General features: G+C 66.3%; 11 protein-coding genes. 9 read left to right on the top strand and 2 right to left on the bottom strand.

Annotated elements, in window-relative coordinates; genetic code table 11:
• Positions 1-71: 71 nt before the first annotated feature.
• From cobA to SSA01S_RS12830, 5 genes are read left to right on the top strand one after another with little or no spacing between them, the layout of a single operon-like run.
• Positions 72-863: a uroporphyrinogen-III C-methyltransferase gene (gene cobA, locus SSA01S_RS12850; RefSeq protein WP_061780639.1), complete on the top strand. Its 792-nt coding sequence runs from the start codon at positions 72-74 to the stop codon at positions 861-863.
• A complete protein-coding gene (locus tag SSA01S_RS12845) occupies positions 860-1,156 on the top strand; it encodes a DUF2849 domain-containing protein (RefSeq protein ID WP_056430319.1) in 297 nt (98 codons plus the stop codon). Before cobA ends, SSA01S_RS12845 begins: the two co-directional genes overlap by 4 nt.
• Before the next feature lie 11 nt (positions 1,157-1,167).
• On the top strand, positions 1,168-2,793 hold the full coding sequence (locus tag SSA01S_RS12840) for a nitrite/sulfite reductase (RefSeq protein ID WP_061780638.1): 1,626 nt from the start codon (positions 1,168-1,170) through the stop codon (positions 2,791-2,793).
• Positions 2,786-3,244 (top strand): DUF934 domain-containing protein, encoded by a 459-nt coding sequence (locus SSA01S_RS12835; RefSeq protein WP_061780637.1) that lies wholly within the window; start codon positions 2,786-2,788, stop codon positions 3,242-3,244. Before SSA01S_RS12840 ends, SSA01S_RS12835 begins: the two co-directional genes overlap by 8 nt.
• Positions 3,237-3,974, top strand: a complete 738-nt coding sequence (locus SSA01S_RS12830; RefSeq protein ID WP_061780636.1) for a phosphoadenylyl-sulfate reductase — start codon at positions 3,237-3,239, stop codon at positions 3,972-3,974. The genes SSA01S_RS12835 and SSA01S_RS12830 overlap by 8 nt, the downstream gene beginning before the upstream one ends.
• Before the next feature lie 9 nt (positions 3,975-3,983).
• On the opposite strand, the gene SSA01S_RS12825 is transcribed toward SSA01S_RS12830, so the two are convergent.
• Positions 3,984-5,084, bottom strand: coding sequence for a helix-turn-helix transcriptional regulator (locus tag SSA01S_RS12825; protein WP_061780635.1), 1,101 nt, complete (start codon positions 5,082-5,084; stop codon positions 3,984-3,986).
• Between the two features lie 287 nt (positions 5,085-5,371).
• On the opposite strand from SSA01S_RS12825, the gene SSA01S_RS12820 reads away from it, so the two are divergent.
• On the top strand, positions 5,372-5,950 hold the full coding sequence (locus tag SSA01S_RS12820) for a dihydrofolate reductase family protein (protein ID WP_061780634.1): 579 nt from the start codon (positions 5,372-5,374) through the stop codon (positions 5,948-5,950).
• 88 nt (positions 5,951-6,038) lie between these two features.
• Here the strand turns inward: SSA01S_RS12820 and SSA01S_RS12815 are convergent, their stop codons facing one another.
• Complete coding sequence (locus SSA01S_RS12815) at positions 6,039-7,532, bottom strand: replicative DNA helicase (RefSeq protein WP_056430330.1); 1,494 nt, start codon at positions 7,530-7,532, stop codon at positions 6,039-6,041.
• A 97-nt stretch (positions 7,533-7,629) separates the two neighbouring features.
• On the opposite strand from SSA01S_RS12815, the gene SSA01S_RS12810 reads away from it, so the two are divergent.
• Genes SSA01S_RS12810 through SSA01S_RS12800 form a run of 3 tightly spaced genes read left to right on the top strand, consistent with a single transcriptional unit; the run spans position 7,630 to position 9,235 of the window.
• Positions 7,630-8,112 (top strand): UPF0262 family protein, encoded by a 483-nt coding sequence (locus tag SSA01S_RS12810; RefSeq protein WP_061780633.1) that lies wholly within the window; start codon positions 7,630-7,632, stop codon positions 8,110-8,112.
• Positions 8,112-8,786 (top strand): GH25 family lysozyme, encoded by a 675-nt coding sequence (locus SSA01S_RS12805; protein ID WP_061780632.1) that lies wholly within the window; start codon positions 8,112-8,114, stop codon positions 8,784-8,786. The genes SSA01S_RS12810 and SSA01S_RS12805 overlap by 1 nt, the downstream gene beginning before the upstream one ends.
• Complete coding sequence (locus tag SSA01S_RS12800; protein ID WP_061780631.1) at positions 8,783-9,235, top strand: cytidine deaminase; 453 nt, start codon at positions 8,783-8,785, stop codon at positions 9,233-9,235. Before SSA01S_RS12805 ends, SSA01S_RS12800 begins: the two co-directional genes overlap by 4 nt.
• Positions 9,236-9,284 lie beyond the last annotated feature (49 nt).

Here is a 9,284-nt window from a genome sequence, read left to right as displayed (position 1 = left end):
AAAGCTGATCTACCCCCACCCAAAGCATCGCTCGGTTGTGGCGGCGCGGGCGGAGGGGCATCTGTTGCAGCATGGCTAGTCTTCTCGATCCCACCGCGCGGGGGCGCGTGATCCTTGTCGGTGCCGGGCCCGGCGATCCGGGCCTGTTGACCGTGCGCGCGGTCGAGGCGCTGAAGACCGCCGACGTCGTCGTGCATGACGGGCTGATCGATCCGCGCGTCCTCGACCTCGCCCCTCCGCAGGCGCAGCGCATCTCGGTCGCCAAGCGGCGCGCGCGGCACACCTTGTCGCAGGACGCGATCAACGCGCTGATCGTCGCGCATGTGAAGACCGGCGCGATCGTCGTGCGGCTGAAGGGCGGCGACCCGTTCATCTTCGGGCGCGGTGGCGAAGAGGTGGAGGCGGTGCGCGCCGCCGGGCTTCCGGTCGAGGTGATCCCCGGTGTCTCGGCCGCGCTCGGCTGCGCGGCGGAGGCGATGCTGCCGCTGACCCACCGCGACCATAGCTCGGCCGTGTCCTTCGTCGCGGGCCAATGCAAGGGGCTGACCGATCAGGACTGGTCGGGACTGGCGGGCCAGGGACGCACCCTCGTCATCTATATGGGCGTGGCGACCGCGAACGGCATCGCCGACAAGTTGATGACCGATGGCGTCGCCCCCGACATGCCCGTCGCCGTGCTCGAGCGCGGCACGCTGGAGGGCCATCGCGCCATTCGCACGCTGCTCGCCGATCTCGGCCCGATGGTCGAGCGCGAGAAGGTGCAGAGCCCGGCGATCATCGTCGTCGGTGAAGTCGTGACTCTCTCGGATGCCGAAGACAAGCTCGCGCGTTGGGCCCGCGTGGCGGAAGGAATGAGCGCATGAAGCTGTTGACGGGCAATGACTTGGGCACCGGCGATGTCGTCTGGTGGACGGGGCGCGACTGGTCGCGCCATATCGAGGATGCGGTCGATGTCGGCGGCCAAGGCGAGGCGATCCTGCGCGCCGAGGAAGGCGCGCGCCGGGTCAACGTCCCCTATCTGATCGATGCCGAGGCGACCGAACAAGGCCCCCGCCCCGCCCATATCAAGGACCGTATCCGCGCGCTCGGCCCCACGGTGCGCCCCGACCTGACGCTGAAGCCCGCCGATGCGGACGCCGGCGCCTGGGTTATCTGAGAGAGCCATTCATGTATCGCTATGACGAATATGACCAGAGCATCGTCGATGCGCGTGTCGAGGAATTTCGCGACCAGGTGGAACGCCGCCTGTCGGGCGCGCTGACCGAGGATCAGTTCAAGCCGCTGCGGCTGATGAACGGCCTCTATCTCCAGCTGCACGCCTATATGCTGCGCGTCGCCGTGCCCTATGGCACGCTCGACAGCCGCCAGATGCGGATGCTGGGCCATATCGCGCGCAAATATGATCGCGGCTACGGCCATTTCACCACGCGCCAGAACATCCAGTATAACTGGATCAAGCTGGCCGATGCGCCCGATATCCTCGCCGAGCTGGCGACGGTGCAGATGCACGCCATCCAGACCTCGGGCAATTGCATCCGCAACATCTCGTCGGATCAGTTCGCCGGAGCCGCCGCCGATGAGGTCGCCGATCCGCGTCCCTGGGCCGAGTTGCTGCGGCAATGGTCGACCTTCCACCCCGAATTCACCTACCTGCCGCGCAAGTTCAAGATCGCGGTGATCGCGGCGGATGAGGATCGCGCGGCGATGCGGCTGCACGATATCGGCATCCAGCTACTGACGCAGGGCGGCGTGCTGGGCGCCAAGATCTTCGTCGGCGGCGGCATGGGCCGTACCCCGATGATCGCGCATGAGGTGAAGGACTTCATCACCGCCGACCATCTGATGAGCTATCTGGAAGCGTGCCTGCGCGTCTATAACCGCTATGGCCGCCGCGATAATATCTACAAGGCGCGGATCAAGATCCTGCTGCACGAGATCGGCGTGGACGCGTATCGCGAGCAGGTGGAGGCAGAGTTTGCTGCCATTCGCGACCTCGGCATCGACCCGCCGCTCGCCGAGCTGGAGCGGATCACCGCCATGTTCGCGGGACCTGACTTCGCCAGCGATGCGCCCGACACGGTCGACCGCTCCGACCCCGATTTCGCGGTCTGGCTGGACCAGAATGTGGCGGCGCACAAGCAGCCGGGCCATGCCATCGTCACGATCAGCCTGAAGCCGATCGGCGGCATCCCCGGTGACGCCTCGGCCGACCAGATCGACCTGATGGCCGATTTGGCCGAGCGCTACGGCCATGACGAGCTGCGCGTCACCCATGCGCAGAACATCGTCCTGCCGCATGTCCGTAAGGCCGACCTGTATGCGATCTGGACCGCGCTTCGCGAGGCGGGGCTGGCCGAGGCGAATCTCGACCTGATCTCCGACATCATCGCTTGCCCGGGCCTGGATTATTGCAGTCTCGCCAATGCCCGCTCCATTCCGCTGGCGCAGAAGATCGGCGAGCGTTTCGCCGGGCGGCAGCGCGAGTTGGGCGAGCTGAAGCTGAAGATTTCGGGCTGCATTAACGCCTGCGGCCATCATCATGCCGGGCATATCGGCATATTGGGCGTCGATAAGAAGGGCACCGAGAATTACCAGCTGTTGCTCGGCGGATCGGGCGCGGAGGATGTCTCGCTCGGCAAGATCACCGGCCCCGGCTTCGACGAGGACGGCGTGGTCGATGCGATCGAGCGCGTGACCGACCGCTATGTCGAACTCCGCGAGGGCGGTGAGCGCTTCCTCGACACCTATCGCCGCGTCGGCATGCAGCCGTTCAAGGAAGCGATCTATGGTTGATCCCATCACCGTGAACACCGATGCGGGCGCAACGCTGCTGCGTTTCCGCGACGATGTGGTGCATGACGAACCGGCGGTGACGCTGGACGCGTTCCTGGGCCAGACCAACGCCACCGCCGTCCGGCTCGAGGCGGGCGACGATGCGCGCGAACTCCTGCCGCATCTGGGACAGATCGCTTTGGTCGAGATCAGCTTCCCGACCTTTCGCGACGGGCGCGGCTATTCGGCGGCGCGCATTCTGCGCGAGGCGGGGTTCGAGGGCGAGTTGCGCGCGGCGGGTGACGTGCTGGTCGACCAGATTCCGCATATGCGCCGCTGCGGCTTCGACAGCTTCGCGCCAGAAAAGCCGGTCGATGCCGCCACGCTGACCAAGCTGCTGGCGCTCTATCCCCAGCCCTATCAGAAGGCCGCCGACGCCCGCGTGCCGGTGTGGAAGCTGCGCCATGGCTGAGCGCGCGCTCGACCGGATCGACGTGCGGCCTGCTTACACGGCGGAGGATGCGGCGGCGTATGAAGCGCGGTTTGCCGGTGTGCCCGCGCCGGACATGCTGCGCACGCTGCTGACCGGCGAGTTGCACGGGCAGATCGCGGCGGTGTCGTCCTTCGGGGCAGAGTCCGCCGTGCTATTGCACATGGTCGCACAGGCCGATCAGGCGACGCCGGTGGTCTTCACCGACACGCTGAAGATGTTTCCCGAAACGCTGGCCTATCGCGACACGCTGGTCGAGCGACTGGGCCTGCTGGACGTCCGCGTCATCCAGCCGGACCCCGCGCTGCTGGCCGCCAAGGACCCCGACGGCATCCGCCACGGCTATGACCCCGATGGTTGCTGCGAGTTGCGCAAGGTCGAACCGCTGGCGCGCGGCCTGGCTCCGTTCGAGGCATGGATTTCGGGCCGCAAGGGCTTTCAGGCAGGTACGCGCCGCGCGCTGCCCCGGTTCGAGGTCGAAAAGGGACGGCTGAAGCTCAACCCCCTGGCGGATTGGGACAAGGCCGCGCTGGACGGTTATTTCGCGGAGCACGACCTGCCGCGCCACCCGCTGGAGGCGCAAGGCTATCTGTCGATCGGCTGCGCGCCCTGCACCAGCAAGGTCAAGCCCGGCGAAGACCCGCGCGCCGGGCGCTGGCGCGGCTTTGACAAGGTGGAATGCGGGATACATCGGCCGATCCCGGCTTCCTGAATCGGAAGGTCAAGTTCCGATCCGCGCGAGCAGCTGGATCAGTTCGGCCTGACGTCCCGTATAGGTCTTGGAAAAGATGTGGCGCAGATGGACGCGTGCGGTCGACACGCTCATCTCCAGGCTGTTCGCCGCCGTCTCCAGCGAATGGCCCGCAACCAGCTGCTCGGCCAGATCCCTTTCCCGCCGGGTCAGCCCGAACGCCTGTTGCCACCGCTCCGGCGATGCCTGCGGTGCGGTGTCGGGGTCGATCAGGGTGACGAGCGCGACGGCCTCCAGCGGCGCCACCGGGCGCGCCGGTCCGTGCAGGGGATAGGCGTTCAGGATATAGGCCGACTTGCCCGACGGGCGATCGATGCGACAGGTGCCCGGCGCGCGTGCGCCCGTCGTCGCCAGCCCGATGAACCGATCGAGCACCGCATCGGCGATACCGCCGCCACAGGTCAGCCGCCCTCGCCTCCATTGCAAACCATCGCCATGACGCAGCAATGCCTCCATGGGCGGCGTGGCCCGCAACACGGTTCCCCGCTCACCGAGCAGCAGACATGGCTCGGTGCGCCGGGTCAGCAGGCCTTCCCAATAGGCATGGGTCAGCTTGGCGGCATGAACGAAGCCGAGTTCGAGCGCCCGTTGGATATCGGGCAACAGCATCTCCAGCCTGTGGCGCGCCTCCGTCGGCGTGGCCCCATCCTCGACATGCCGGTGAACGGACAGACCGGCACAGATACGCCCGCCGTCCAGCGGCACGGTCGCGGTCAGATAATGTTGCAGTTTGCCGTTCGCGGCCTGCCAGGCGAAATATGCGCGCGTGGTTGGATCGTCGCGGTCCGCATGATCCGTATCGGTAAAGACCTTTGGGCGGCGCAAGCGCGCCACATAGGAAAGCTGCGGATCGAGGCGGCCAATATCCTCGGCAACATAACGTTCAAGTGGTGCCGGGTTCTTGAGCAATATCTGCTGGTGCCGAAGGACACCCGGCGCCTCGACCACATGGAAGGCGCCGCACGCCCCGCCAAGCATCGAGGCGGTCTGCCACGTCCAATCGGCCCATCGCCCGTCATCGAGCGCGGCCGCATACGCTCCCTCGATCGCCGTCCGCAGACCTTCGTCCATGCCCGCCCCCGCCTTAACCCAGATCACAGGATGCGTTACGCACCCTGTCCGAGTCCATGGCCATGTCGTGATGACGATCTCGATTGCCATTCACGGCGCCAGGATGAAAAGCGCTCGAGCGGACCATCCACCGGATTCGCGCGGACGACCGCATGCCAGTCAGCTTGTGCGACTATCCTCGGGCGATGGTCCAGACCCAGGCGGTGGTCGCAGCAGGACGGAGATCGGATGGGCCGCCGGGATACACCGGTAACGCTGGCCGTTTCACCTTGCGAACGGAGGTGCCCATGCGCGAACTGATCCTGAAGATGACGATGTCGCTCGATGGTTTCGTCAGTGCCGCCGATGGCGACAATCGCTGGATGTTCGGACAGGACCCGGCCGCCAAGGCCTGGAGCGTCGATTATCTCGCCCAGGCCGGTCTGCACATCATGGGGCGCGAGACCTTTCACGCGATGGCCGACCATTGGCCGGGATCAACCGATGCGTTTGCCGCGCCCATGAACGCGATCCCGAAGGCCGTGTTTTCACGCGAGGGTGATGAGATCGCGCCGGACGCGGCAACCCTGCCGCCAGACGGCGAGAGCTGGGCCAATGCCTATGTCGCCAGCGGCGATCTGGGCGAGGAGATCGCGGCCCTCAAGGCCGAGTTGGGCGGGCCGATCATCGCGCATGGCGGGGTTTGCTTCGCGCGCAGCCTGATCGCGCATGGGCTGGTGGATCGGTTCGCTCTGCTGGTCGTGCCCGTGGCGTTGGGACGTGGCGAAGCGCTGTTTTCGGACCTCGACTCGCCACTTGCGCTGCATCTGGCCGAGGCCATCGCCTTTCCCGGCGGAGCGGTGACGAAAATCTACCAGCCGGCCTGACGGAGCGCCGGAGGCGGCCGCACCCCGCGTTCCAACGAAGGCGCATTTTTCTGGGACCATTCGCACGGAGCGAACGGTCCCAGCGGCCTCAATAACCCGCGAAGTCGGTAAAGCGCGTGATCGTCGGATCGAACTTCATCACCACCTTGCCGGTCGCACCGTGGCGCTGCTTGGCGACGATCAGCTCGGCCAGGCCATAGACCCGCTCCACCTCGGTCGCCCATTTGGCGTGGTCCTCGAAGACCTTGCCGTCATCGCCTTCCATCGGGCGCTTGGGCTCGCGCTGCATCATATAATAGTCTTCGCGGAACACGAACCAGACCATGTCGGCGTCCTGTTCGATCGAGCCCGATTCACGAAGGTCGGACAGCATCGGCCGCTTGTCCTCGCGCTGTTCGACCGCACGGCTCAGCTGCGACAGCGCCAGCACCGGCACGTTCATATCCTTGGCCAGTGTCTTCAGACCGCGCGAAATCTCCGAGATTTCCTGCACGCGATTGCCCTCGGACGACTTGCCCGAGCCGGTCAGCAGCTGGAGATAGTCGACGACGACCAGTCCAAGCTCGTTGTTCAGCCGCCGCTGCAAACGCCGGACGCGAGTGTGCAGCGCGGAGATGGTAAGGCCGCCGGTATCGTCGATGAACAGCGGCAACTGCTCCAGTTCGGCGGCGGCCGCCGCGAGCTGGGCAAACTCGTTGCGGCTGATCTTGCCCATGCGCAGTGCTTCGGAGCTGATCCCCGACTGCTCGGCCAGGATACGCGTCGCCAGCTGGTCGGCCGACATTTCGAGGCTGAAGAACGCGACCTTGGCACCGACCGACTCGGAGGGCGGGATGCCGTCCTGCATGTCGCGCATCCAGCGGCGCGCGGCGTTAAAGGCGATGTTGGTCGCCAGCGAAGTCTTGCCCATGCCCGGACGGCCCGCCAGGATCATCAAGTCGGACCGGTGCATACCGCCGATCTTGGCATTGACCGAGTCGAGACCCGTGGTGATGCCCGAGACATGGCCGCCCGAATTGAGTGCGCGCTCGGCATTCTTCACCGCCATGGTGGTGGCCTGGGAGAAGCTCTTCACCGCATTTTCGGAGCCGCCATCGGCCGCGACCTTGAATAGCTCATTCTCGGCCAGCTCGATCTGCGCGCGCGGGTTCACCTCCTCCGAGGTGTCCATCGCCCGGTCGACCAGCGTCCGGCCCACCGTCACCAGCGCGCGCAGCATCGCCAGATCATAGATTTGCGTCGCGAACTGCCGCGCGCCGATCAGGCCCGCGCCCGAGCCCGTCAGCTGCGCCAGATAGGACGGACCGCCCAGCGCCTTCATCCCCTCGTCCGCCTCGAACATGGGGCGCAGCGTGACCGGCGTCGCCAGCATGTCGGTGGCGCGCAGGTTCTTGATCGCGGAAAACACCCGGCCATGGACGGGCTCGAAGAAATGCTCCGGGTCCAGACGATCGACCAGATCGTCGGCCAGCCGGTTGTCGATCATCATCGCGCCCAGCAGCGCGGCCTCCGCCTCGATATTGCGGGGAAGCTGCTGCGGCTCGGTGGCGGCAGCGGGGTTCTGAAATGCTAGGGTGGCCATTTCTTCGGCGTTAGCGCGGACTGGCCCCGGATGAAAACGCATTCAGTCGATCAGCGCGGGATTTGCGGCGCACGCGCTTCGCGACTATCCCTGCCGGATGGCCGATCCGCGGATCATCTCTATCGACCTTGACGAGCGCAGCCTGGGCTGGCGCTCGGCCGATGTTGAGCAGGAGCGGCGGATCGCGATCTTCGACCTGATCGAGGAAAATTATTTCGCGCCCCAGCGGCCCCAGCCCGACGGCTATGCCGGGCCTTACCGCATCAAGCTGGAGTCCGAAGAAGGCCGCCTGGGCATCCATATGCACCGCGAGGACGGCACGCATATCGAGACGCTGGTGCTGGCGCTCGGACGCTTTCGGCGGCCGATCAAGGATTATTTCGCGATCTGCGACAGCTACTACCAGGCGATCCGCGCCGCCACGCCGCAACAGATCGAGACGATCGATATGGCCAGGCGCGGCATCCATAACGACTCGGCGCAGATGCTGAAGGAGCGGCTGACCGGCAAGATCGAGGTCGATTTCGATACCGCACGTCGCCTCTTCACACTGCTCTGCGTCCTGCATATCCGCAACTGATGGCGATTCTCTGGAAAATCGGTGCCGGGCTGCTGGCCCTGGGCGCGGTCAGCGCGGGCGGGCGGCACTGGGTGACGCATTGGCAGCCCTCGACCGAGCATTATCCGCTGCAGGGTATCGACCTGCCCGAAAACCCGCCTGCGGTCGAATGGCGCACCCTGCGCGCGAACGGCGCGGACTTCGCCTATATCGTCGCGACTTCGGGCACCGATCGACGCGATGCCGCCTTCGAGGGGAATTGGGACGCGCTGCCCGAGGCGGGGATGCGGCGCGGCGCGATCCATATCTATTCGCTGTGCCAGCCCGCCGCCGCGCAGGCCGATGCCTTCAACATCTTCGTGCCGCGCGCAGGGGACGCCCTGCCCGCCGCCATCGATCTGTCCTTCCACGACGACTGCACCGCCCGGCCCGACCGCGCCAAGCTGATCGCCGACCTGACCCGCTTCGTGGCGATGGTCGAGACCCACACCGCCAAACCGGTGATGTTGCGCGTATCGAAAGCGTTCGAGTCGGAATATAGCATCACCGCCGCGCTGCCCCGCCCCGTCTGGTCGGTCGGCAATCTGTTCAAGCCCGATTATGCCGCGCGCCCCTGGCGCATGTGGCGTGCCAGCGATTTCCGCCGGGTCGAGGGGGTGGAAGGCCCCGTCAACTGGGACGTCGTCACGCCATGAATGCCACCGATCCTCACGCCCTCATTGCCGCCGCCCGCGTCGCTGCACGCAACGCCCATGCGCCGTACAGCCGCTTTGCGGTCGGCGCGGCGTTGCTGATGGAGGACGGCTCGGTCATCACCGGGGCCAATTTCGAGAATGCCAGCTACGGCCTGTCGCTCTGCGCCGAGACTGTCGCCATCGCCACCGCCTCGGCGGCGGGGCGGCTGCGTCAGATCGTTGCGGTCGGCGTCATCGGCGGAGCGATGGACGCGGACGGCAAGCCGACCGGCACCACCCCGGTCAGCCCCTGCGGCCGCTGTCGCCAGGTCATCAACGAAGCCGCTCAGATGGGTGGCCGCGACCTGCCCGTCTATTGCGGATCGGCCGAGGGCGACGCGGTACGCACCTATCGCTTGTCCGAGCTTCTGCCGGACGCGTTCGGCCCGGCGGACCTGGGGATCGGCTGACCTTTTGCGGGGCGCGCGGAAAGACGCAGCGTACGTAGAGAAGAAGTCT

The organism is Sphingomonas sanguinis NBRC 13937 (genome assembly GCF_001591005.1).
GTDB classification, from domain to species: Bacteria; Pseudomonadota; Alphaproteobacteria; order Sphingomonadales; family Sphingomonadaceae; genus Sphingomonas; species Sphingomonas sanguinis.
This window is presented reverse-complemented; position numbering and strand designations above follow the sequence as displayed.

What these genes read in the sequence shown, in the direction of transcription:
- SSA01S_RS12800 (WP_061780631.1), top strand. Translation starts at nt 8,783, where the DNA reads ATGAATGCCACCGATCCTCACGCCCTCATTGCCGCCGCCCGCGTCGCT.
- SSA01S_RS12810 (WP_061780633.1), top strand. Translation starts at nt 7,630, where the DNA reads ATGGCCGATCCGCGGATCATCTCTATCGACCTTGACGAGCGCAGCCTG.
- SSA01S_RS12845 (WP_056430319.1), top strand. Translation starts at nt 860, where the DNA reads ATGAAGCTGTTGACGGGCAATGACTTGGGCACCGGCGATGTCGTCTGG.
- SSA01S_RS12815 (WP_056430330.1), bottom strand. Translation starts at nt 7,532, where the DNA reads ATGGCCACCCTAGCATTTCAGAACCCCGCTGCCGCCACCGAGCCGCAG.
- SSA01S_RS12830 (WP_061780636.1), top strand. Translation starts at nt 3,237, where the DNA reads ATGGCTGAGCGCGCGCTCGACCGGATCGACGTGCGGCCTGCTTACACG.
- SSA01S_RS12805 (WP_061780632.1), top strand. Translation starts at nt 8,112, where the DNA reads ATGGCGATTCTCTGGAAAATCGGTGCCGGGCTGCTGGCCCTGGGCGCG.
- SSA01S_RS12840 (WP_061780638.1), top strand. Translation starts at nt 1,168, where the DNA reads ATGTATCGCTATGACGAATATGACCAGAGCATCGTCGATGCGCGTGTC.
- SSA01S_RS12820 (WP_061780634.1), top strand. Translation starts at nt 5,372, where the DNA reads ATGCGCGAACTGATCCTGAAGATGACGATGTCGCTCGATGGTTTCGTC.
- SSA01S_RS12825 (WP_061780635.1), bottom strand. Translation starts at nt 5,084, where the DNA reads ATGGACGAAGGTCTGCGGACGGCGATCGAGGGAGCGTATGCGGCCGCG.
- SSA01S_RS12835 (WP_061780637.1), top strand. Translation starts at nt 2,786, where the DNA reads ATGGTTGATCCCATCACCGTGAACACCGATGCGGGCGCAACGCTGCTG.
- cobA (WP_061780639.1), top strand. Translation starts at nt 72, where the DNA reads ATGGCTAGTCTTCTCGATCCCACCGCGCGGGGGCGCGTGATCCTTGTC.